Source organism: Nostoc sp. DedQUE07, assembly GCF_034530975.2.
GTDB lineage: Bacteria > Cyanobacteriota > Cyanobacteriia > Cyanobacteriales > Nostocaceae > Nostoc.
This window is the reverse complement of record NZ_JAVRCC020000002.1, coordinates 228,356-250,998: the sequence shown is the minus strand read 5'-3', so window position 1 is coordinate 250,998 and position 22,643 is coordinate 228,356. Positions and strand designations below refer to the sequence as shown.

At 40.5% G+C, this 22,643-nt stretch carries 19 protein-coding genes; 6 read left to right on the top strand and 13 right to left on the bottom strand.

Annotated features, from left to right (window positions below):
* Nucleotides 1-13: 13 nt before the first annotated feature.
* Both kaiB and RMZ95_RS02330 read right to left on the bottom strand, forming a co-directional pair.
* Nucleotides 14-328, bottom strand: a complete 315-nt coding sequence (gene kaiB, locus RMZ95_RS02335) for a circadian clock protein KaiB (protein WP_409882132.1) — start codon at nucleotides 326-328, stop codon at nucleotides 14-16.
* Between the two features lie 109 nt (nucleotides 329-437).
* Entirely contained in the window at nucleotides 438-1,019 is a 582-nt protein-coding gene (locus RMZ95_RS02330) for a KaiA family protein (protein WP_322683413.1), read from the bottom strand.
* A gap of 562 nt (nucleotides 1,020-1,581) precedes the next feature.
* On the opposite strand from RMZ95_RS02330, the gene RMZ95_RS02325 reads away from it, so the two are divergent.
* On the top strand, nucleotides 1,582-4,917 hold the full coding sequence (locus RMZ95_RS02325; RefSeq protein WP_409882131.1) for an ATP-binding protein: 3,336 nt from the start codon (nucleotides 1,582-1,584) through the stop codon (nucleotides 4,915-4,917).
* A 93-nt stretch (nucleotides 4,918-5,010) separates the two neighbouring features.
* Here the strand turns inward: RMZ95_RS02325 and RMZ95_RS02320 are convergent, their stop codons facing one another.
* Both RMZ95_RS02320 and RMZ95_RS02315 read right to left on the bottom strand, forming a co-directional pair.
* Entirely contained in the window at nucleotides 5,011-6,957 is a 1,947-nt protein-coding gene (locus RMZ95_RS02320; protein WP_322683412.1) for a glycosyltransferase family 39 protein, read from the bottom strand.
* Between the two features lie 268 nt (nucleotides 6,958-7,225).
* Nucleotides 7,226-7,864 carry a hypothetical protein gene (locus RMZ95_RS02315; RefSeq protein ID WP_322683411.1) on the bottom strand — a complete coding sequence of 213 codons (639 nt, stop codon included), beginning with the start codon at nucleotides 7,862-7,864 and terminating at the stop codon, nucleotides 7,226-7,228.
* Nucleotides 7,865-8,590: 726 nt separating this feature from the next.
* On the opposite strand from RMZ95_RS02315, the gene RMZ95_RS02310 reads away from it, so the two are divergent.
* Nucleotides 8,591-8,923, top strand: a complete 333-nt coding sequence (locus RMZ95_RS02310) for a DUF565 domain-containing protein (protein ID WP_322670812.1) — start codon at nucleotides 8,591-8,593, stop codon at nucleotides 8,921-8,923.
* 15 nt (nucleotides 8,924-8,938) lie between these two features.
* A complete protein-coding gene (locus RMZ95_RS02305; protein ID WP_322683410.1) occupies nucleotides 8,939-9,982 on the top strand; it encodes a glycerate kinase in 1,044 nt (347 codons plus the stop codon).
* A gap of 160 nt (nucleotides 9,983-10,142) precedes the next feature.
* Here RMZ95_RS02305 and RMZ95_RS02300 read toward each other — a convergent pair whose 3' ends face one another.
* The 4 genes from RMZ95_RS02300 to RMZ95_RS02285 form a co-directional block, all read right to left on the bottom strand.
* A complete protein-coding gene (locus tag RMZ95_RS02300) occupies nucleotides 10,143-10,766 on the bottom strand; it encodes a Uma2 family endonuclease (RefSeq protein ID WP_322683409.1) in 624 nt (207 codons plus the stop codon).
* Between the two features lie 55 nt (nucleotides 10,767-10,821).
* Nucleotides 10,822-11,457, bottom strand: coding sequence for a restriction endonuclease subunit R (locus tag RMZ95_RS02295; protein ID WP_322683408.1), 636 nt, complete (start codon nucleotides 11,455-11,457; stop codon nucleotides 10,822-10,824).
* A gap of 150 nt (nucleotides 11,458-11,607) precedes the next feature.
* Nucleotides 11,608-13,131 carry a SulP family inorganic anion transporter gene (locus RMZ95_RS02290; protein WP_322683407.1) on the bottom strand — a complete coding sequence of 508 codons (1,524 nt, stop codon included), beginning with the start codon at nucleotides 13,129-13,131 and terminating at the stop codon, nucleotides 11,608-11,610.
* A 474-nt stretch (nucleotides 13,132-13,605) separates the two neighbouring features.
* Nucleotides 13,606-15,105, bottom strand: coding sequence for an ABC transporter permease subunit (locus tag RMZ95_RS02285; RefSeq protein WP_322683406.1), 1,500 nt, complete (start codon nucleotides 15,103-15,105; stop codon nucleotides 13,606-13,608).
* A gap of 77 nt (nucleotides 15,106-15,182) precedes the next feature.
* On the opposite strand from RMZ95_RS02285, the gene RMZ95_RS02280 reads away from it, so the two are divergent.
* Nucleotides 15,183-15,947, top strand: coding sequence for an amino acid ABC transporter ATP-binding protein (locus RMZ95_RS02280; RefSeq protein WP_322670806.1), 765 nt, complete (start codon nucleotides 15,183-15,185; stop codon nucleotides 15,945-15,947).
* 175 nt (nucleotides 15,948-16,122) lie between these two features.
* Here RMZ95_RS02280 and RMZ95_RS02275 read toward each other — a convergent pair whose 3' ends face one another.
* Both RMZ95_RS02275 and lipB read right to left on the bottom strand, forming a co-directional pair.
* Nucleotides 16,123-16,323, bottom strand: a complete 201-nt coding sequence (locus RMZ95_RS02275) for a hypothetical protein (protein WP_322683405.1) — start codon at nucleotides 16,321-16,323, stop codon at nucleotides 16,123-16,125.
* Between the two features lie 264 nt (nucleotides 16,324-16,587).
* A complete protein-coding gene (gene lipB / locus RMZ95_RS02270) occupies nucleotides 16,588-17,280 on the bottom strand; it encodes a lipoyl(octanoyl) transferase LipB (protein WP_322683404.1) in 693 nt (230 codons plus the stop codon).
* A 620-nt stretch (nucleotides 17,281-17,900) separates the two neighbouring features.
* Here lipB and hpf point away from each other — a divergent pair.
* Together hpf and RMZ95_RS02260 are read left to right on the top strand one after the other, a co-directional pair.
* Nucleotides 17,901-18,548 carry a ribosome hibernation-promoting factor, HPF/YfiA family gene (gene hpf / locus RMZ95_RS02265; RefSeq protein WP_322683403.1) on the top strand — a complete coding sequence of 216 codons (648 nt, stop codon included), beginning with the start codon at nucleotides 17,901-17,903 and terminating at the stop codon, nucleotides 18,546-18,548.
* Between the two features lie 696 nt (nucleotides 18,549-19,244).
* On the top strand, nucleotides 19,245-19,436 hold the full coding sequence (locus RMZ95_RS02260; protein WP_292860261.1) for a hypothetical protein: 192 nt from the start codon (nucleotides 19,245-19,247) through the stop codon (nucleotides 19,434-19,436).
* A gap of 40 nt (nucleotides 19,437-19,476) precedes the next feature.
* On the opposite strand, the gene RMZ95_RS02255 is transcribed toward RMZ95_RS02260, so the two are convergent.
* The 3 genes from RMZ95_RS02255 to RMZ95_RS02245 form a co-directional block, all read right to left on the bottom strand.
* Complete coding sequence (locus RMZ95_RS02255) at nucleotides 19,477-20,334, bottom strand: sulfurtransferase (protein ID WP_322683402.1); 858 nt, start codon at nucleotides 20,332-20,334, stop codon at nucleotides 19,477-19,479.
* A gap of 94 nt (nucleotides 20,335-20,428) precedes the next feature.
* Nucleotides 20,429-20,572 (bottom strand): hypothetical protein, encoded by a 144-nt coding sequence (locus RMZ95_RS02250; RefSeq protein WP_322683401.1) that lies wholly within the window; start codon nucleotides 20,570-20,572, stop codon nucleotides 20,429-20,431.
* Nucleotides 20,573-20,693: 121 nt separating this feature from the next.
* Entirely contained in the window at nucleotides 20,694-22,268 is a 1,575-nt protein-coding gene (locus tag RMZ95_RS02245; RefSeq protein ID WP_322683400.1) for an adenosine deaminase, read from the bottom strand.
* Between the last annotated feature and the right edge of the window lie 375 nt (nucleotides 22,269-22,643).

Here is a 22,643-nt window from a genome sequence, read left to right as displayed (position 1 = left end):
TATGATGAAAAATTTACTCTTCAAAGTCTTCTTCACTCAGTTCTTCATAGAGCAAATCCAATCCAATCAACACTCTTTCTCTATCTGAAAGATCCCCAATAATTTTGCGAACGGGTGGAGGCAAAATTTTAGATAATGTTGGTGTGTCCAATATTTTATCTTCTTCCGCCAGTTGCGGGCTTTTCAGTACATCGATCACTTTTAAAGCATAAACCCCTTCAAACTCCTGTTCTAAAATCTCTTTAAGTGTTTTTAATGCCCGGACTGAATTAGGAGTATTACCTGCTACGTAAAGCTTGAGAACGTAGGTTTTTCTGGCTTTATTCATATACTTAATAACTAATCATTATCAGAGAAATACAATATTTTTCTATGCATCGTTACTCACAGTTGTAGCTTGTTCCCAGTTGAACACAGAGCAATAAATTTCATTTATTTTATCTAGAAATCGAACTCCTATAGACTTCGCACAGGTGAGCCAAGATATCTATTAACGTTAGGCGGTAATCAAGTAAAGTTTCATTGCTCCTACCTTCTAATTTTAGCTGGTTAGAAAATTCTTCAATTATCTCCATGTGAATTTCGATTATTTGGGGCACAGGAATATTAGCATAAAATATAGTATTGATAAATTTATCAATTTTATCTTTGAGGGTTTTGTCTGTAGTAAAATAATCTATAAGAATTAGGCTATAATCTATTTTAAGCTGTCTTAATAATCCTTCTCTTTCTGCCGGAGTCATCTCCTGAAAATACTGCTGGCTTTTTTGCATCTGACTGGCAAATACATAAACGTACTCAAGAGTGTATGCCTTACTTGGATTTAGTAGCAGCCAATTTGGTAAATAGTTGATTGTTCCAGAGCTTGTTACAGCAACAGATAAGTAGCAAAATTGAGCAATAATTGCGTCTATCAATTGCCACAGCCACTTACTCAAACCTTTTTGGTTGGCTAAGTCAACTGGATTATTTAAACATTTGTTAATATTAGATAGCAGAATCAAGATCGGTAATAACATCTATTCTTGAATATATCTCCTCGATCGCCCTGACCAAGAAACGCGGGCTGATAAGTTTGGCTAACGCTTGTAGGGGAATACTGCGTGTGCAGTAAAGTGCTGATTTAACCCCAAAATAACGCTCTAGGCGAGCAGATAGTGCTAGGCACTCAACATTCTAGTGGAGCAACTAACTGATAGAACTTAGTAGGTCTTTGATGATGAGGTATCCGTCGGCATTGCAAGACACAGTAATTAACTCATGATTTACATACTTATGTATATAAATAGATAGATTTTTTTATTTTGCTCCTTGATAAGATACTTAAACGAACTTAAAGGATTGTCGCATTCCAAATCATTATAATTCCTCAAGGTTCTAAAGCGAATCTTTGGGGCCATAATTGTCTTAGCCGTCGCTATCGATGAGGAGTTTAAATACCAGTAAGACACTGGGGAGGCTGGCTAGTTGCTAAAAATTAGAAACGTCGCCTCTTAGAAAAATGCACTCGTTTGCAATTCCCGTGTCCGTTAGGGGAAATCCCGTTGTTTTAATGGCGTTGAAATAACCAGAGTTGCTTATATGAGTCTTCTTAGAGGATATGACTTCAGGCGAAAAGACCATCAACTGGCAGATGGAAATGCCGGAGGGTTCCACAGGAAGAATGACCCCCAAATCCCTATGTTAATGCTAGATTACCCGCTTTATAACTTTCAGGCAACCGTACCTAGCTGCCCCCAAACAAGTTCTCTGGCAGTGGTGTTGGAGATTTTTGAGCAAGAGCAGTGCGATCGCTTGGTAGTAGTGAATCAACAGCAATGCCCCATCGGATTGCTGTATTCTGCCCGTTTAATCCCAAAATTATTAGCACAAAGTGACGATAAAAATTTAAATTTACACCAATCGCTCTCTACCTGGGGTCAAGGTCTAATTGAGCCAATACAGACAATATCAGCTTCGGAGCGTGTAGAGCGATTAAGCTTGCGCTGGTGCGATTCACAAGTCGAAAAAGCCCAAAACTTAGATTGGGCGCTGATTGACTCCGAGGGTCGATATTTGGGGCTATTGGATAGTTCGCGCCTGTTGCGATCGCTAGCTCAGGAACGTATGGCTGGCTTACAAAAGTCTAGCGAACATCGCCATGAATATGATGGTCGGCCAAACGAACCCAAGTCATTAGGACATCAGCCATTAGTACACTTGCTAGAAAGACTGCCTTGGCCTTTGATGTTGCAAACCGGTACTGGCGAGGTGGTAGCGCGAAATCCCGCCTGGTGGCAGCAATTAGGAACCTTAAAAGATCCAGAAGGGGTTAGGCAACAGGTGGAGGCAATACTTGCCCCTAAACGCTCCGAAATAGCAGAATATGCCACCCAACCAGCAATCAAGGTTCATCCCAATGGTAGGGAGAATGAGCATACTGATGAAGAAGAACTAATTCAGCAAGAAGCATCAGGTGATGCTGCATACAGCCGATGCTATTTAGATAGTCAAGTGGGTACTTGTACCTGCGTTGTCGAAATGCAAAATGGTCAAGAGCGAATCTGGCAGTTTGCCAAAATTCCCTTAGATAATCCTGAATTTAAAGTTATGAGTGCTGAAAAGGAAATTGCACTCAGCACTGATTTGTGGTTGGTTTTAGCTACTGATGTCACTGAACAGCAGCAACTTTGTAAAGAACTAGCAGCGAAGAATGCCGATTTAATTCAACTAAATCGGTTAAAAGACGAGTTTTTAGCTTGTATTAGTCATGAACTCAAAACTCCCCTAACTGCCGTTTTGGGATTATCGCGCTTGCTAGTGGATCAGCAGTTAGGAGAACTTAACGAGCGTCAAGCCCGTTATGCCGGACTGATTCATCAAAGCGGACGCCACCTGATGAGTGTGGTGAATGACATTTTAGATTTGACCCGGATGGAGACGGGACAAATGGATTTGACGCTGACTCCGGTGAAAATTCAGGCTGTGTGCGATCGCGCCCTATCGGAAGCCAAAGCTATCCACACTCAAACCACCAAAGCGACATCTGCCCCGCCACCTGTAAATGCCCGTTCATCTGCTCCTCAATTCTGTCTTTCCATTGAACTAGGTTTGGATCAGATGGTGGCAGACGAATTGCGCTTGCGCCAGATGCTAGTACACCTACTTTCCAACGCTTTTAAATTCACCGAAATATCTGGCGAAATTGGGCTGCGGGTAAGTCGTTGGGAAGGATGGATTGCCTTTACAGTTTGGGATACAGGGATTGGTATTCCCGAACACCAGCAACACTTAATCTTTCAAAAATTCCAACAACTAGAAAATCCCCTCACCCGCCAATTTGAAGGCACTGGTTTGGGGCTAGTATTAACTCGCGCCTTGGCTCGCCTCCACGGAGGAGATGTCAGTTTCTTATCGCGTGAAGGTAAAGGTAGCCAGTTTACCCTACTTCTGCCGCCCAGTCCCCCGAAAACAGGCTTTTCGGAACCAGATATGGGAATCAGAGAAGACGAGGAGACACGATATCAACCGACACGGGAAAACTCCGCAACCGCTCGTCAACAAGTTAGTACGCCCATACAGCATCATCTTGCGAGTTCGCAACGGTTGGTCTTGGTAGTCGAAGCAGTAGCTCGATATATTGAAGACTTGACCGAACAACTCAAAGGTTTAGGATATCGCGTAGTGATTGCGCGATCGGGGACAGAAGCAGTCGAAAAAGCGCGGCGCTTGCAACCAATAGCGATATTTTTAAATCCGTTGCTACCCCTGCTATCAGGTTGGGATGTACTGACTTTACTAAAATCTGACGCTGCAACCCGTCATATATCTGTAATTGTGACCGCGACGGGAGCCGAAAAAGAGCAAGCATTTGCTAACCGAGCCGATGGTTTCTTAAGTTTGCCAGTAGAGCATCAGGTCTTAGCACCGGTTCTCGAAAAATTATGTACTGCACAAGTAATGCCGCAGATAGGGTCAAATAATAGTGCAATTATCCCAACTAAAACCCCACTGCGAATTCTCAGGTTGGTGAATCCCCAGTTAGAATCGGTCAATCCCCACCCCTCACTTCGAGAACACCGAGTGATTGAAGTAGATGATCTAGATCAGGCAGAACTTTTGGCGCGGGTATGGCAGTTTGATGTGATTTTGTTAGATGTCGAAAGTACCACTGCGCAAATTTATTTGCAACAACTAATTGGACATCCACGTTTAGCAGCGATACCACTGGTTACTTGCGATGTCGCAACTACTTTAATCGCTTCTAAAATACCAGGGCTATCTGTATTTCCTTACTTAACACCATTTGCGAAAGACAACAGCAGTCGCACCGAGAAAACAGATGCTTTACTATCAGTACTAGAAATTGCTTCTGGTATTTGCTGCCCTCCCAACATCTTAGTAGTGGATTTAACAATGCTGCGGGATTTCCCCCAGATAAGACGTAAGCCAGCTAAGGGTTATCGGACAGAAAAAAATTGCTCAATTAGTAGTGAAACTGCTGAACGGGGATCTGAATGGTTCCAAGCTTTAATTCAATACCTGCAAACAGCAGGCTTCAAAGCCGCAATGAGTCCTTGTTGGGCAGAAGTATTGCAACAGATTCGCCACGAAAGCGTTGACTTATTGCTAATTTGTTTAGGAGAAACCTCTATCCACAAAGATGTGCTCAAAGCACTGAAAACATTAGGAGATTCGCCTTTAAAGTTGCCACCAATTTTGGTACTAAATCAGCGATTAAATCGCTCACAAACCAGTTTCCAGGATGGGGTAGCTTATAAGCAAATTGACAAGCAGAAGAAAAATAGTGTGGAATCGATAGAAACTGTTGTTGGTGCGATCGCTACCCAAATATTACCGCGATCGATATCAATGGAAGACCTATTAAGCCAAATCAATCAAGCTTTAGCTGTCAATGGTTACAATAGCAAATGTTAATGGGGTTATTGATCGTTGGTTTTTTGTCATTAGTCATTTGTCCTTCGTCCTTTGTGAATAACCAATAACTAAGGACTAATGACTAATGACTAATTATGATATATCTATTTTTTGATTCTTCATTTTCTTAAAAGGAACTCGAACCAAGTTATAAGCACCCTTGGTTGATAAATTCTTGTAATCATCTGGCTGTAAGTCCATTTGTAAAAACTTTTTCTGTTCGGCTAACAGTAGCACTGAAGAAGGTTTTAGTCCTTTAGCAGCCTGGTTTTTAATATGCTCTACAGCCTCTTGGGGAAATTTTAAATAATTTACGTGGATGTGGCTGTAAAATACCACACTAGGCTTTTTGAAGCCAAGCATGATCAATTCTTCGTTTGGTTGTTTTGCTTCTAAAATTACCGCAGACAATTCCCTTAAGGGTAATTGACGTTCTCGATCGATAAAAAACGAAGCAGGCGTTAAGACAAAAATTACAAACGCCACAAACGCGATTAAATTAATACTGATAATGTAGTTCCAGCGGCGACTCAATAATAAACCCGCGACCAAAACAGCAGAAACTAGCCAAATTATACCCGCGATTACTGGTAAACCAGATTTTTGAATTAGTTCGTGGAAGTTACTTATAGCTGGATCGGTACCTAATATCTGGGTGATGTTGAGCAGTGCTGTTGCCAGAATTGATAAAAATACTACATTCACCCAACCACTTATTCGCAGCAAAGACGCGGAGATGGGCAAAGTGGGAGAGGGGGAAGGAATTGTTTGCCGTGTCTCTGTATCTGAAAAAAGGTCGCTCCACAGCAGGGCTACCAGGATTGCTGCTGCTGGCATTAAAGGTAATACGTAGCTAGGGAGTTTAGTGACGGCAATGCAAAAAAAGGCAAAGATGCTAGCAAACCAGAACCAGGCAAATAAACCAAATTGCTGAAAACGTTCAAGGGATCGCCAATGCGATCGCTGCCAAAATTTTAGTTTGATTATAGAAGCTGGTAAATACACTGAGTAGGGTGCAAAACCCAACAGCACGACTAAAAAGTAAAAATACCAAGGTGCTGAGTGACCATTAACTACTTCTGTAAAGCGTTCCAGGTTGTGATAACCAAAAAAGGAGTTAATGTAATTCCAACCATTGCGCCAAATTACTAAAGCATACCAGGGCACTGACAAACCGAGAATTATCAGTATACCTACAAAAAGGTGCATTTCCCGCAACACCTCTCGCATTTTACCCACGTAAAGTAAAAAGGCAGCAACAATTAGCCCCGGCAAAACAATTCCTACTGGCCCTTTGGTCAAAATTGCGCCTGCAATCAGCACATAAAAAGCTAAGTACCACTTATTAGGGAATAGGGATTGGGGATTAGGGATTGGGGATTGGGAAAATTTCTCTTCACTCCTCAGTCCACTGCCCTCTGTTCCCAGTTTCCTAGTCCCCAGTCCCCAGTCCCCAGTCCCTTCCTTCCCTGCGTACCCTAGAAAAAAACATAACAAAGCCGATGCCATACATCCGGTGAGCAGCATATCAGAGACACCCGTTCTCGCCCAAATAATAGTTTCGGGATTGAGTGCCATCAACGCTGCTGCTATAAAAGATGTTAAGTAGCGACGAGTAGGACGTGAAACTTGCTCTAATTCGTCTTGTTTAGCCAGATACCACTGGATGGTGTAAAAAGCTAAACAAACTAAGCCGAATGCGGCGATCGCAGAAGGAAGGCGTACTGCCCATTCATTCACGCCAATCAGATGATATGCGATCGCCTGACACCAGTAAATTAAAGCAGGTTTATCGAAACGAGTGTCACCATTGAAAAATGGCGTAATCCAATCACCTGTAACGTACATCTGGCGGGAAGCTTCGGCAAAGAGCGGCTCTGTCTCATCAATTAAGCCAGTATTGCCCAAATTCCACCCAAAAGCCACCCAACCAACCACTATCAACCACAAAATCGACACAGTTAGACTCAAGGCTGGATTTTTTGCTATTTTGTTGAACCACCGATCAACAGTGTGCTTAACACTCAATTTCATTCTCATTTAGTCAATAGTCAACAATCACTAATCAATAGTCGTTGGTTATCTATCTTTTGTTCTTCGGAGTTTTTAATTCAACAATTTTCCTCTATCCATTACTTAACACTTTACCAACTGTAGGGTAAGGATGTAAAAATAAAGGTTTGAGCATATTTATTAGACTTCTTGGCATTGTGGGAAAAGGGTAAGGGGAAAAGGTTCTGTATTATCCCCTTCCCCTTTAACCAAAACCTTTTCCCCCAAGAGTGCAAAAAGCACTTCTGCAATAAGTCTATTGACTCAGCACAAGTTGCCATTCTCTATTTTGGGAATTCCACTTAGGTAATTGAGTTTCGCCAATAATATAAGGGCCCCAGTAACGACGGGAACCATCTTGTGCAAAAGCAACTAAAACATCTCCCTTTTCCAGCTTTAAATTATTCTGAGGTAGGGATAGAACCAGTCCCTTCTCACTACCTTCTTCGGGAGCAAAATCCCAATGTGCCGGTACATCGTAGTGAGTTTGTTTTTTACTAGCTCCTTTTGCTACTGACTCTCGTGCCAGTAGAACCAGCCGCACAGGCTGATTTGTTCGATTGCTCATTCGCAAAGTACCTCGATCCTTGACAATGCTTGTTGATTTATCACGCTTTGCCAAGACAGGGTAAGTATTCTCTTTATTGCTATGTTCTACTCGATTGGTTGGGGTAGGTACTGGAGTAGATAAGCTAGTGGAAAGACTTTTTTCAGGTACAACCGAAGTTGTATGCCACTCTTGAGTTTCTGTTGGCAGTTGTGAAGATGTATCTGGGTTTGTATCTGGGTTGGTGGACTCAAAGGATACGCTTAGTCCAAAGCATCCCACCAGAGCAACAAGCAGTCCCAAGCACAAAGCTGTAATACCGACGTTACGATACACTGAAGATTTCATATTGATAGTTATTTAGAAATAAATATTTTGTCTAGGCTTGACCAAATAGTAGCCTATTATCCCAAAAGGCAATCACACAAAATAGCCGAATATAGACTTTCCTCAAATTAGGAAGAGGAATGTATGATAAATATCATTTTGATTAGAAAATATTTGAAGGATATAATCTCTTTGATGTTTGAAAAACAAGAGATCCAGACATCCATTACTTTGGTTTTTGACCGTAAGTATGGATAAAAACAAGATAATTTTATACCTATTAAGCCAATTCATTTCTATAAAAAAAATAAAAGTTTCCTGAAACCGTTAGCAGCCTCAACAAGGCGTCCTTTGCTAAACGTCAGTGCTTAAAGATCCTCCTTTCTAAATCTACGCAAGTTTATTCTCCTGTTGGGAGACCCTACGAGGAGCTTACTTTCATACATGAATAAAACTCAGCAAATGCGCTTAACGAACTAGCTTCCTTAAAAAAGGGGAATTTTGAATCATTTTCCCATTTTTTCAGGCTTGCTCGTGAGGAGCAAACTAAATATTTATTGTTTCCAAACATCCTCTAAGAAACTGTACTTCTGAAGAAGATGATAGAATAGTCAAATTTGAATAAACACTGCAATTCCAGTAGATATCTACAATAGTAACAAACAAGCTGATGCTAAAACCAATATCCTTCTTACATTAATATAGATATATTTAAAGATATCTTGACTTTTCCCAAAAGTCCCTTTGATGCAAAACACTCGTCTCAATAACTTGTTCGATGGCATTGCTACACGTTTTGGGCAATGGTTTTTAAATCCTTGGCGACGACTATCGTTGCTGATAATCAGTTTTTTGTTCGGTTTTTTTCTGGGAAACGCAGTTTCCACTACAGCTGGACAACGGGCAGAGTTAGACATTGTAGCAGCTGGTTTTTTAGTACTGTTAACGGAAATTACCAGCAGAATATTTTATAGTCGCAGCTTTTTGGATCGGCGATCGCTCTTGATAGACTCACTAAATCTCCTGAAAGTTGGTTTCATCTACAGCCTGTTTCTCGAAGCTTTTAAGCTGGGATCGTAGTCAGATGGAGAATTTATGAATTTGTGGCTGAGTGTTTTGGCAACCAATGGGCTGGGGGAAACTTGGAAGCAGGAAGCAAGAGAAGCAGCACTGGCAGATCGGTTAAGGGCTAAAGCTTTTGGGATCGCGCCGGAAAATGTTGATGAAATGATCGAAAGGCGATCGCATTTACTAAAATCTGTCTTTCCAGCTTTTAGCGAATTCTGTCAAGCGACTCTCCAAGTACAACCCCAGGAAATGTTACAGATATTGTGGGACTTGTGGCTACCTTTGGGGATAAAACTAGCATCGCAGCGCCAACAGTTGGGACACTCCCTGATTCAAGGAATATTGGGAGGACAAGGCACTGGTAAAACCACAATGTCCAAAATTCTCATTTTGATTCTCGATCATTTGGGATACAGGACTGTGAGTTTATCTTTGGATGACTTGTATAAAACTTACAGCGATCGCTTGCTTTTGACACAGCAAGATCCCCGCTTAATTTGGCGCGGCCCACCAGGAACTCACGATATAGACTTAGGCTTAAATGTACTAGATCAAATCCGTGAGTTGCAAAGCCCGGTGATGCTTCCCCGCTTTGATAAATCTGCTTTTGGAGGTGCTGGCGATCGCACTAATCCAGAAATGGTGGCGGATGTAGATATTGTACTATTTGAAGGTTGGTTTGTGGGTGTGCAACCAATCAATCCTGATTTATTTGATACTGCGCCGCCGCCAATTGTCACAGATGAAGATAAAGCATTTGCCCGTGAGATGAATCTTCGCCTCCACGATTATTTACCACTATGGGAGCGATTGGACAGTTTAATTGTGCTGTATCCCATCGATTATCGGTGTTCTTTGGAGTGGCGCAAACAGGCAGAACAACAAATGATTGCTGCGGGTAAATCGGGTATGAGCGATGCACAGATAGAGCAATTTGTCAATTATTTTTGGCGATCGCTGCACCCGGAATTATTCATCACGCCGTTGTTAAGAGATGCGACAGTGGTTGATATGGTGATTGAGATTAATCCCGATCGTAGCTTTGGTCAAGTGTATTGCGATCGCACTTAGGGCGTTAGTTCTCAAGCAAATCAGCTAAAAACACTATACTTTGCTTAAAGCGTGATTTATCCCTTGCTTGCCATTCATCCCAAGCTAGTCTCATACTAATTCGTAATTCGTAATTCGTAATTCGTAATTAGATAACTTATAAAAAGCTCTCTCGGTAATTTTAACTACTTGGGAAAGTTCCAGCTTGAAAAATCTGTTCGGCGGTTAAATTCAATTCTGGGAAAGTAGGCGAGACGATGCGATCTGTACCTCTAAATTGAGTAACTTGGTATTCACCATCGATTAATTGATAAATAGACATAGTAGGCTGTTTGGGGTTGCCAGTGAACTTTTTAGCGCCTAAACCGAGATAATCTACAACCCAGTATTCAGGAATTCCAATACCTTCATACTTACCTTGTTTTGTGTAGTAGTCATCATCCCAATTAGTACTAACTACCTCAACTACCAAAGGAATTGATACCGGATATGATACAGTTGATTCTTTTTTCCATAGCGGCTCATTTACTAAATTAAGACGATTTAATATCAACACATCTGGGGAATAAGCAGAAACCGAATTCACAGGTTTTATCAGCACAGTTTTGGGAATTATATAAGGTAAATTTAATCTGTCAAATTCTACCGTTAGTTTTCTAGCGATAAAACCAACAACATCTTCATGTTCGCCAGTTGGTTGAGGCATTTCAACAATCGCACCATTATGTAATTCGTATCTTCCGCCTTCAGGACGCCAAGCTGCAAAATCTTCAAAGCTTACTAGTTTGGGTATGGCTTGAATCATAAATTTTACCTTAATTTTTACCTTGGCTTATATGTTGTTTTAATCATCAATGCTTTTAAAGTTGACAAATTGCTTTTAAAACTTGTAGCAACTGACTTGAACGCTCTCTTTCCATTAAATTTAATTCTGGCAACAGATAATAAATAGGGGGATTTCCTTGTTCGAGATAGACAAACTGATAACTTCTACCATTAGTCGTTAATCCCCAAACTGATTTTTGATTATCTAAATTTTTATAAGCATAACTAAGTAGCTGAGACAAACCTGTTGATATATCAACTTGACAATTTTTAGATTCAATCAACAGTACCCAAAAATATGTTTGAGGTTTTGTAGTTTTAGCTTTATTAACAGCTAAGATATCAAACCTTCCTTTAATTTTTATATCTTCATCTTCAACTTCAATATCAGCAATATTCTCTTCCAAAACAATCTCGATCGGATAGCGATAAAAACCAGCTAATCTTAGTAAAGGCGCAACTGCAAGAAACTTTACCTGACCTTCAGAAACTTTACCGGCTGTCAGGTAGCGTCGAAAGTCATTTCTAATTTGCAGAAGTTCTTGTTGTTCAACTTCGAGGAGAGGTTCCAAAGATAAGTAGTTAGAAAATGAGTCACTGTACTGTTCTTGAAAGCCAAACAGACGCTGAACTTCTTCTAAAGATAAATTACGAGCGTTGAGAATTGTCATATATTTTTGGTTAATTCAGGTGCAACTCAATCCAAATTCCCTATATAAAACCTATTTTAACCCCTGGCTGATTACATAGAATACAAACAATTGGTAGGGTAGCACAGGTGTGATACCCTACCGTGAAGCAAATTCAATCTAGCTTGACTACTACAGAGTAAATGGTTTGCGATTACGATCTATCAGACGATCCCATTGCATAGTTAAAGTGCTTCCCATTTTTTCCTGTTGTTTTCCCCACACCGATAGTAAGTCTAGACAAGAGTGATCTATATAAGCCAAGTCTTGCATATAAACATGCAATTCACTTCCTGGAGGCACAAGTTCTAAAATGTTCGCTAATTTTGGTAGCCTCACAAATGTTGCTGCACCTTGTAAATAAATGTCTATTCGCTGATTATCTTCGTGTTTAACAACTTGGATATTCAGCACCGACATTTTGTGAATTAATAACATCCCTGTCAACAGAATACCAATTAAAACACCTGTGATTAGGTCAGTAACAACAATCCCTATTAAAGTGGCAAAAAATATCACCAGGGGAAAACGTCCATACTTTTTTAACTGGCGAATATGTTCTACTTCGATTAGTTTGTAACCAGTAACAACTAGAATTGCTGCCAAACTAGAAATGGGAATTATTTTGAGCAAGGTTGGGGCTGCAATTACTAAAATTAACAGCCATAAACCGTGAAGCATTGTTGATAATCTAGTTTTAGCACCAGCTTCTACGTTTACAGAACTGCGGGCTATCACTCCTGTCATCGGCAAAGCACCCAAGAACCCACATATAACGTTGCCAATTCCCTGGGCTGTTAATTCGCGATCGAAATCGGTTCTTGTCCCGGTATGCAATCGATCTACTGCTACGGCTGAAAGCAAACTTTCTGTACTAGCAATAAATGCGATCGCGATCGCATCTAGCAAAACTGGTGCCTGAATTAAGCGTGGTAAGCTGGCAAATGTTGGTAATTGAATTGCTTGTGCCAGATTTCCAGGTACATCAACATACTGAATCGGGAATCTATACACTGTAGCTATGAAAGTGGCAATGACAACGCCGACAAGCGCGCCAGGTATCAACTTTAAACTATTGGGTTTAAATTTTTCCCACAGCAGAAGACTGATAATAGTTGTTACACCTATGAGTGCTGCAAGGTGATGAACGCTACCATCAATAGAAAAGAAAGCTTTGTAAATCGTGTTGGGAATCGAAATTAAATTCTCAATGCCGTGTATACGCGGTTGGTCGTCTAACATCACATGAAATTGGGAAGCGAAGATTAATATCCCAATACCTGCAAGCATTCCATAGATGACAGCCGGTGACATGGCGCGAAACAACTGACCAAGTTTAAATATACCAGCGAGTAATTGGATTAAACCCGCTAGCAGCAGAATTGGCCCAACCATTTCAATGCCATATTGTTGAACTACTTCTGCAACAACCACCGCCAGTCCAGCAGCCGGGCCACTAACTAGCAGTGGAGAACCGGAAACCGCACCAACAATAATTCCGCCTACTATTCCTGTAACTATGCCGCGAGATGGCGGAAGTCCCGAAGCGATCGCAATACCCATGCAAAGAGGAAGGGCGACAAGAAACACCACAAATGATGCCGGTACTTCACTAGTCAATGAGGATTTGTCTATGATTGCTTTCAAATTTCTCATTTGCTTCTCCTCTAATGAAAAGTTTTTAATTTTTGGCTGCCAAGGTGAACTGTTACAATGCAGCCGAAACTAGACTTGCATTGAATAGTTCAAACCTATTTACTGAGTTTTAATTGTAACAAAATTGTACTGACATACTCAGCCCTGAAATAGCAAGCACAAAATCATTAAGTTAAATTGACTTACGGTTATAGTTACTATTTACATTTCTTAATGATTACAAGTCCATGATAACAATACTGTTATCTGATTGATGTTACATAACTTTTTTATTGGATTTGTAGCAAAGTATTAAGTTAAATTAAACAATGGATTAGAATTACCTGAAAAAAAGGTATATTAGAACACATTTTATTAAGTTTGATTTTCTCTTAAGGATTTTAACCCCCAACTGCTACCTATCCCAAAAAATTAGCTTTCCAAGCATATTGATTATCATTGTCTGGATTTTGAGAAATTATTTTTGAAAGTCTCTTAGCGCTTGATGGGATTCATCCAAGCTTCTAATCGGCTAAATGCTTGGGAAGAAAGTAGCGTCAAACACAAATAAACCACTGCTACACCTGCGTAAATTTCAAAAGCGCGATAGTTATCAGCAACAATTAGCTGTCCTTTACGTAGTAATTCTTCAAACCCAATCACAGAAACTAAGCTAGTATCTTTCAATAAACTGATAAACTCATTGCCCAAAGGTGGAATCATCCGCCGGAAAGCTTGGGGAAAAATTACATAACTCATAGTTTGCACAGAACTCAAACCTAATGATTTTGCTGCTTCTGCTTGTCCTGGTTCAATTGATTGAATTCCAGCACGAACAACTTCGGCAATGTATGCAGCGCTATTCAAACTTAAAGCAATTACCCCAGCAGTTAGACGATCGAAAGAAAATGTCCAACCAAGTTCTTGTAAAATTGCTGGTAAACCAAAGTAAATCATAAAAATTTGCACCAGCAAAGGCGTTCCTCGAAAAAAATCTACATACGCCCTCGCCAACCAACGCACAGGTGCAATATGAGAAAGGCGAACAATACCAATTAAGCAACCGCCAATTAAACCAAATACTACCGAAAGTATCGTCAATTGCAACGTTACCAATGCACCCTGCAATAGACTTGGAAAAGCCTGCAATATCACCCTAATTGAAGTTAATATTTTAGATGCGCCAGCGTTAGTTTGATTCTCAAATGGTGATTTAGCTGGTAGTGATGGTGGTTCAACTTTAAACCATTTCTGGTATATTTGCGAATAAGTGCCATTTTTCAGCACTCTATCCAAGCCATCATTTATCAATGTCAAATTTGGCGAGTTTTTAGCTGTAGCAATTCCATAAAACTCCTCCGTCAGCAATTTCTGTACTACTTTAATTCCCTGAAGATTGCCTGTATTAATTGCATATAAAGTCACAGGTGCATCATTAATTACCGCATCTACATTACTGTTGAGCAATTCTTGCAAAGCTAAGGGTGCAGAATCAAAACTGCGAATTTGCACCCCAGGAATATTCTTAGCCTTTGCAGCCCCAGTTGTGCCAATTTGTACTGCAATTTTTTTATTTTTGAGACTGTCAAAACCAGTAATATTTTGATTATCTGCGCGAATTGCGATCGCTAACCCAGCCTTAAAATAAGGACGGGAAAAAGAAACCGTTTTTGCCCTCTCCTCAGTAATCGTAATCGAACTAATAGCCGCATCTACCGTTTTAGCTTGTAAAGCGGGGATAATGCCATCAAAAGGCAGACTTTGAAAATTCACTTTCAAGTTAGCAGAAGAAGCAATCGCATTCATCAAATCAATGGAAAACCCCTGCAACTCGCCACCTTTTCCTTGAAACTCAAAAGGTGGAAACGCCGGTTCTGTAGCAACCCGCAAAGTTTTCCCCGCGCTAGAGTTCACAGCACAGCTAATCAGTAATAAACAACTAAAACCTACGAAGACACATAAATACAGCCAACGCATAAAACCAACTTTAGCCATATTATTTTCTTCTCCTTCTGTGCCTTTGCGGTTTATTAAAATATTACAATCAACTGTAGAACAGCTTGACACAAGTAATGGATAATACCATCCCTGCGATTATTTTTGAGAATATCGAAAAAAACTTTGGTTCCCTAAAAGTCCTCAAAGGAATCACCGGCGAAATCAACCGGGGAGAAGTCGTTGCAGTTATCGGTTCCTCCGGCTGTGGTAAAAGTACCCTACTACGCTGTTTCAACCGCCTAGAAACCATAGACAACGGGCGTTTAATCATCAACGGAATTAACTTATCCCGGCCCACTGTCAACTATAGCCAACTGCGGCAACTACGAACACAAGTAGGCATGGTTTTTCAACAGTTCAACTTGTTTCCCCATCTCAGCGTCTTAGAAAATATGACACTCGCACCGCGTAAAGTCTTGGGTAAAACACCAAAAGAAAGCGCCCAACTAGCGAGATTATATTTAGAAAAAGTTGGTTTATCTGACAAAGCCTCTGCTTATCCCGAACAACTTTCTGGCGGACAAAAGCAACGAGTAGCGATCGCTCGTAGTTTATGTATGAATCCTCAAATCATGCTATTTGACGAACCCACCAGCGCCCTAGATCCCGAACTCGTCGGTGAAGTTCTGCAAGTGATGCAACAATTAGCCACAGAAGGCATGACAATGGTGGTTGTCACCCATGAAATGCAATTTGCAAAAGAAGTAGCCCATCAAGTGATATTTTTAGACAAAGGTATTGTCACAGAACAAGGCCCAGCCTATGAAGTGCTGACCAATCCCCAAAGCGATCGCCTACGTATTTTCCTAAGTCGCCTTCAAATAATTCGTAATTCGTAATTCGTAATTCGTAATTAAAAACTTCTTTTAAACTCCTCACTCATCACTAGACTTCTTGGCATTTGTCGGGGTAAAGGCGAAGGGGAAAAGGGTAAAGAAACTCAAAATCCTTTCCCTTTAACCTTTACCCTTTTCCCTATTTTGAAAAAATATATTTTTGCAAGAGGTCTACTCTTTAAAGGTACTCGCGCAAAAAATCAAAGGGATCATCTTCCCAACAAGGTTCAGGTATTAACCAAAATAAACTACTGCTGATGTCGGCTTCAATTTCATCACCGTCGTCTCTATCAAATAGTTCTATCAAAGCTGTCCAATCACGTTCTCTGAGAGATGTTATGGATGGGGCATATAGCTGGAGATTATTTGAGTAATTCACGCGCAAAGTTGTGCTTGAGTGCCGTAAAAAGTTAGTATAAAAGTTTATAAATAATCGGATTATAGCTTTGACAATCGCAGTTATACCAATTTAAAATTTTAAATCATTTGTCATTTGTCCTTTTTTTAATCACCAATGACCAATGACCAATGACAGCCAACTCCAAAAATATTTCACAAATGATTTAGGACTACTATACTGTCATAAGTGTCTCATAATTTAAATAGGACTGCTATAGTATTTATTACATATTACAAGCGGAATTTACTCAGATAGGAAAAACCCTTGAGGCTGAGATTCTACTAATTCCACGCCAAAAACTTCTGCAAAAGATTGTGCTATGTAAAAACGCACTTCTTGGCAGGTGATACCTGGAATCCATTCGGCTAAACTGCCTACAGGTTTGTCAGAAATACCACAGGGTACAATGCGCTCAAAGCCTGTCATGTCTGGACAAACATTTAACGCAAAGCCGTGCATAGTAATCCAACGGCTGACTTTAATACCAATAGCCGCAACTTTTCGCCCTTGCAACCAAACGCCAGTAAAAGCCGGAATTCTTTCTCCTTGCAATCCATAAATTGCCAATACGCGAATTATTACTTCTTCGAGTTGGCGTAAGTACCAATGGAGGTCTTTCCGATAACGTTGCAGATTTAAAATTGCATAGCCCACGAGTTGACCGGGACAATGGTAAGTAACCTCACCGCCTCGTTCAACTCGATGCACATCGTATTCACCTTTGTCAATATCAAATTTGAGAAAGTCTGAGTTGCTTCCTTGTCCCAAAGTGTAGACAGGTGGATGTTCTAGCAAAATTAACACGTCATCTAGACTTGGGTCATGAATGCGATCGCTTAGAAGCGATCGCTGCCATCCATGAGCTTCCAAGTAAGACATTAATCCTTGATTATACAGCAAACAAATGTTTTTTTGCGATCTGTTACTATGGATCATCCCAAAATTCAACCGTATAAAGAACTAAATATATTTCAAGTTACCTAATGAGAATCAAAAATTGTCAAGCTTTGCAAAGGATTTTAAAGGAAAGTCAAGGGAAGATGCATTAGAAAAAACAAAGTGCTAGCTTGAATATTAACCTCAATAGGTTTTAGGAGGAATTCTCTGCAATAAGCATTATGCCAAGACAATAAGGAAGAATGTACTGGCTGATGACTTTAATATCATTGTTTGCATTTCAAACAGAATCAAACTTCCACAGAACCTTGTACTCTTGAACAACAGCAAGCAAACCTCAATCCAACACAGAAGGAGCAAATATCAACAGTTCTGTAAGCATTCCTTTAAAGGAAAAGGTAGTCATAGGAGCTACAATTAGATTTTCTCAACTCTTGAGTGCTAATTGGATATACAATAAGACATCAGCGCAGAGATGAGGAGGTAAATCAAGGGTATACTTGACAATTCCTTAGATGCAGCAACCTGAGAGATAGCTTAACAGCAGTAGATACAATATAGTTCACAATTTGTTTTGGCGGGAGTAATAAACCTTACCGCAATTTCTTTTCATACAAAGCAAATTCACACATCTAAAATATTCAGCGGGAGAGTATTACATGAAGCTTGTCATCCACGGCAAAAATATTGAAATCACCGATGCGATTCGTGAGTATGTACATCAAAAAATTGAAAAAGCAGTTAGTCACTTTCAAAGCATTACAAATGAAGTAGATGTGCATCTTAGCGTCGCCCGGAATCCCCGAATTAATCCAAGACAAGCGGCTGAAGTAACTATTTATGCTAATGGTAGCGTTATTCGTGCCGAGGAAAGCAGCGAGAGCCTATATGCCAGCATTGACTTAGTTGCAGATAAAATTGCGCGTCAACTGCGGAAATATAAAGAACGGCGTCAAGACCACAAAACTCATGCTCAACCAACAGAAGTAATTATTCCAGAGTCGATAGTAACAGATTTAATTGGCGATCGCACCGCCGAATTGCCCAACGAAGTCGTCCGCACCAAATATTTTTCTATGCCGCCGATGACTGTTGCAGAAGCTCTAGAACAACTGCAACTCGTGGGACACGACTTTTATATGTTCCATAATTCTGAAACTGGAGAGATTAATGTAATTTACGAACGTAACCACGGCGGTTATGGTGTCATCCATCCCCGCAATGGTAACGGGAATACTAACGGCAAAAATGGCAAGGCAAGCCATACTAATATAGTCATGCCGGAAAAGTCGCATTCTAGTAAATAGGCACTGGGAAATAGTGGAGATGAGGTGAGCAGGGGAGAAATTGCAGTAGGTCTTTCCCCTCTCTACCTCTGCCTTTTCCAATGTCCATTTCATCATTTCGCAAAGTTTTGCCAAGTTTTCAGATATTTAGAAAAGATTTTCACTTTAAAATAGCAAACTTATCCATAACTTTCTAGATGATGTCTGCACAAGCTAGATAGTAAAGATTGACAGTTTCTCTAGTTTGGAAGTAGACATCAGACTTTTGTGTTGTACTGCGCAAAACATAGCCACATCTGCTTCACTTTGCATCCATAGTACCGAATACTTTTTATTTATCCAACCCTATTTTTACAGCAGTTTTCATGTATTTAGACCACAATTATCAGACCTAACCCCCAGCCCCTTCCCTACAAGGGAAGGGGAGAAAATCAAAGCCTCTCTCCTTTTAGGAGAGAGGTCTATTTATGGTTCATTTACCTGAAAATCGCTGTAAGTTAGATACACAATTTGAGAAAGTTGTGAGCAAATATTTCAATTAAACAGTTTTTTCATCTATTAAAAATAAATTTTCAAAATTGAGTATTCAGAATAGGTTAAACTGCATATATAAGCTAACAGAATATTAATACCATTTTGCAACAAATCTTAATGCAAAGGTTAAGAGCAAGTGGGTTTTGTTGGCATATATTGAATGACATTAAGGAGGTAAATATCATGCAAAAAGAATATATGGAGATTTTAGAATCATTAATTAATCAACTGACATTATCCGCAATATTAGAAATGTTAGAACGAATATGTCATAAAAAAGCGGAAAATCTGAGAACTCATTGGCAAGATGAGACATCAGCAAAGCTTTGGGATAAAGCCGCGAGACAAATAGAACAGATAAATGTTGATGTCTGATTGAAGAATAATTCAAAATTCAGAAGTCAGGTTTATACCCTCATTGCATGACTCTGCTATCAATTGGGAGCGAAAAATCACGAGACCATTCATTCCAAGAGCCAAAATAATTTCTAGCAGAAATTCCTGCCTCTTCAAGGGCTATTAATATATTCGCAGCCCTTGAACCCTTAAAGCAGTAAATGTACACAATTGACTTTGAAGTAATACCTACTGACTGACAAATTTCTCGGATTTCATCTGGCGATCGGAACGTAGGGATTTCTGATTCAGAATTCATCAGATGATGCCATTCTAACCATACAGAGTTAGGGATTCTACCTTTGCGGGGACAAAAATCAGGATGGTAAGGAGAAGAACTCAACCCAAGCCATTCATTGCGATCGCGCACATCTAATTTAATAATTGCTGGATTCTCAATTGCTTGCAACATTTCTGTGGTAGTCACCATGATGTCAGCATTGGGATGCAATCTAAATATGCTGCTTTCACGCTTCGGTACTTCATCGGTAGTAGGTAATCCTGCCTTGAGCCATGCTTTATATCCTCCATGTAAAATAGATACTTGAGCGCAACCCAAATATTTCAGTAAGAAAGCTGCTCGACAAGATTGACCATAACCTTTATTTAAAGCATCTTCATACACAATTAAATGTTCTGCACCAGATATTCCTACCCGGCTCATGATTTCTGCAAAATACTCTTGCAATTCCTTTAATCCTGCTGGGGAGGAATTCTCTAAAAGATAGGTGAAAAAATCTCTAATATTTATGGCTTGATAAATATGAGAAATATCATAATCTTCTTGACTTCGCGTATCGATAATCACAGTCTGTGATGATTTTTCTGCTAACAGTGACGTGACTTCTTGAGGAGAAATGAGGAGTTTTTTATTCACGCTTTCATGCTTCTGTTATTGTACCATTAGGCATTATCGCCCTTGGTAGATTTGCATTTTGGAGTGCAAATTACAGAAGAATAAATGTTGAATGTTACGAGAGAACTTGCATTGCAGAATTTTCAGTCAGAATTTCGGCACTAATTAGCCTTAAATGTTCATCGCGCTCTACTTGCAGCAACCTTCTAAGTACTTCAGTTTCTAAATCTTGACATTGGTAGCGATCGCTAACTAACATTGCAAACTCAGCTTCATTTGTACCAAGAAAAATTTTGGCAAAGGTATTGTTTCCAGTAAAGCTTGCAGGTATGAAAAACTTGACTTCTAATTTGTCGCTTTACATTTTTCGTGAAAATCACTCAAAGCCAGTTCTGCAATGGCTCAAACCGAGCAAATTCCGACTCTAGCTGCCATTGAATCCGCGCGCGATCGTTCTTCTGCAAAAAAGCACTGCACCCTTGAGAAACAGAGGTTTCACCAGGGGTATCGCTTGCACAAGCTGGAACCATTGCCTTAAACTCAGGCGACTTCCAGAGACTATTTCCCGGAGCGAAACTATATTCTAAGCTATTGCGAGCCAGTCGCTTGAGGTCTTTATATCCCAGTCCATATCTCGTTGCCGCTAACAAATATTCATGACTCAAATCAATGCGGGAAATGCCTTCATCATCTGAAGCAAGGGTCAGTGGTACTCCAGCCTTCCAATACTCCCTAAAAGGATGTTCATCTCCCTGGACATTCAAAATGACTTCATTACTGGTCAGGCAGATTTCGACCAACACGCCGAGTCGCCGCATTTGCTCCATCAACTCGAAGGGACGCTCCTCAAAAAGAATATCCACGCCATGTCCGATGCGAGATGCCTGTGCCACTTCTACAGCTTGCCGAATATGAAAACGTAAATCCTCAGTCGGAACCAAACCGAAAGTTAACTCTCCTGCATGGAGTGCGACCTTAACATCGGGATATTGACGTTTGAAAAATTGCAGCATTTGCATTTGCAGGGTGTAGTCGCGCAGTGCAATCGGGTTGTCTTCTGGGGCGACAAGATTGATGCCAACTACCCGCGAATCTGATGAAGCTAGTGCAAAGGCATAAGCTAACTGAGCAAACACTTCAACAGGCGACTTTGTTCTTGTCGTTTGCTGCAAATAGCGCACCGTCACTGCACATCCAGGCTGTGCTGATGGAGTGCCGCAACCGAGTGTTTTCGAGACTTCGCCCTCCAACTGTGCAAATTCCTGGCTACCCAGTGTCACTAGCTTGGTTAATCCTCGTTTGAGCAATTGACGGTGCATCTCTTGCAAATCTTTATTCCAACCAACTTCACGCCCTAGCTGTCGAACCTCACTGCCCTGAACGGTAAGCATTAACTCTAGATAATTAATATGCTGCGAAGCTGCTCGATTTGCTACTGACGCGACCATATCATCCCGACGGCTCATAGAGTCTGATATTGTCCCAAAACCACTAAAAGCTTCAAAAAATTGGTCGTGTCCTGATTTACCAGCAAATTGGAGGTTGCGAGTAGACCAACGATTTATTAGGGAATCATAAATAGATGTTCGGTTTAACAATTCTGAAGCTGGAAAATAGCTACTGTCCTGACCGCAAGCTTTAGGTTCAACTAAAGCCCCCACCTTTGGATTCACACAATATCCATCGGTAGCAGCCCACTCCAGATAGTGTTCTGCGTACACAGCCCCGCTTAAATGACTGTGGATATCTCCTCCCTTCGGCATTCGCTGTACAAATGCTCGTAAAGCGCCTGACTGGGCGCGATGGGCTTCAAACCAACTAGCAGCTTGAGCTTCACTCCGAGTCGAGGATTGCTGCGAATTAGATGGGACTTGGGCTGCTACACTGAAGATAAAACAGCTAGAACTCGTTAATACTCCTAAAAACAAATAATATAAGGGCGCTCGTCTATGCATATAGATTTGTTTTTTTGTAAAACATGGCCAGTATGAGTGTAGTTATCATGCTGTTTAAAACCATCAACTATCAATCTTTATAAGCCAAATAAACTATAACCTAAGATAGATACGTATTAATTAATTTTATTTAGTTCAATCTGAACTTATCATTTTTTAACATTAGTATTGCCAGCACAATCCGCCGCAAAATCTCCAACTAAGAACTAGTCCATGCGATTGCTTGTCTGCGACACGTACTTGCGTTCGTAGTTCCTCCTCTCTACAAGACGCGGCGCGTAGCTTGCTTCTCTGTAGGAGTACGCAATGATAGTTATTCTCTCAGTGCAAAATAAAAGCTGGGATGCATTCCTTAATAACTCTATTGCATCTGGA

Coding starts and splice junctions, on each gene's coding strand:
- kaiB (WP_409882132.1), bottom strand. CDS start 328: ATGAATAAAGCCAGAAAAACCTACGTTCTCAAGCTTTACGTAGCAGGT.
- RMZ95_RS02330 (WP_322683413.1), bottom strand. CDS start 1,019: ATGTTATTACCGATCTTGATTCTGCTATCTAATATTAACAAATGTTTA.
- RMZ95_RS02325 (WP_409882131.1), top strand. CDS start 1,582: ATGAGTCTTCTTAGAGGATATGACTTCAGGCGAAAAGACCATCAACTG.
- RMZ95_RS02320 (WP_322683412.1), bottom strand. CDS start 6,957: ATGAGAATGAAATTGAGTGTTAAGCACACTGTTGATCGGTGGTTCAAC.
- RMZ95_RS02315 (WP_322683411.1), bottom strand. CDS start 7,864: ATGAAATCTTCAGTGTATCGTAACGTCGGTATTACAGCTTTGTGCTTG.
- RMZ95_RS02310 (WP_322670812.1), top strand. CDS start 8,591: ATGCAAAACACTCGTCTCAATAACTTGTTCGATGGCATTGCTACACGT.
- RMZ95_RS02305 (WP_322683410.1), top strand. CDS start 8,939: ATGAATTTGTGGCTGAGTGTTTTGGCAACCAATGGGCTGGGGGAAACT.
- RMZ95_RS02300 (WP_322683409.1), bottom strand. CDS start 10,766: ATGATTCAAGCCATACCCAAACTAGTAAGCTTTGAAGATTTTGCAGCT.
- RMZ95_RS02295 (WP_322683408.1), bottom strand. CDS start 11,457: ATGACAATTCTCAACGCTCGTAATTTATCTTTAGAAGAAGTTCAGCGT.
- RMZ95_RS02290 (WP_322683407.1), bottom strand. CDS start 13,131: ATGAGAAATTTGAAAGCAATCATAGACAAATCCTCATTGACTAGTGAA.
- RMZ95_RS02285 (WP_322683406.1), bottom strand. CDS start 15,105: ATGGCTAAAGTTGGTTTTATGCGTTGGCTGTATTTATGTGTCTTCGTA.
- RMZ95_RS02280 (WP_322670806.1), top strand. CDS start 15,183: ATGGATAATACCATCCCTGCGATTATTTTTGAGAATATCGAAAAAAAC.
- lipB (WP_322683404.1), bottom strand. CDS start 17,280: ATGATCCATAGTAACAGATCGCAAAAAAACATTTGTTTGCTGTATAAT.
- hpf (WP_322683403.1), top strand. CDS start 17,901: ATGAAGCTTGTCATCCACGGCAAAAATATTGAAATCACCGATGCGATT.
- RMZ95_RS02260 (WP_292860261.1), top strand. CDS start 19,245: ATGCAAAAAGAATATATGGAGATTTTAGAATCATTAATTAATCAACTG.
- RMZ95_RS02250 (WP_322683401.1), bottom strand. CDS start 20,572: ATGTTAGTTAGCGATCGCTACCAATGTCAAGATTTAGAAACTGAAGTA.
- RMZ95_RS02245 (WP_322683400.1), bottom strand. CDS start 22,268: ATGCATAGACGAGCGCCCTTATATTATTTGTTTTTAGGAGTATTAACG.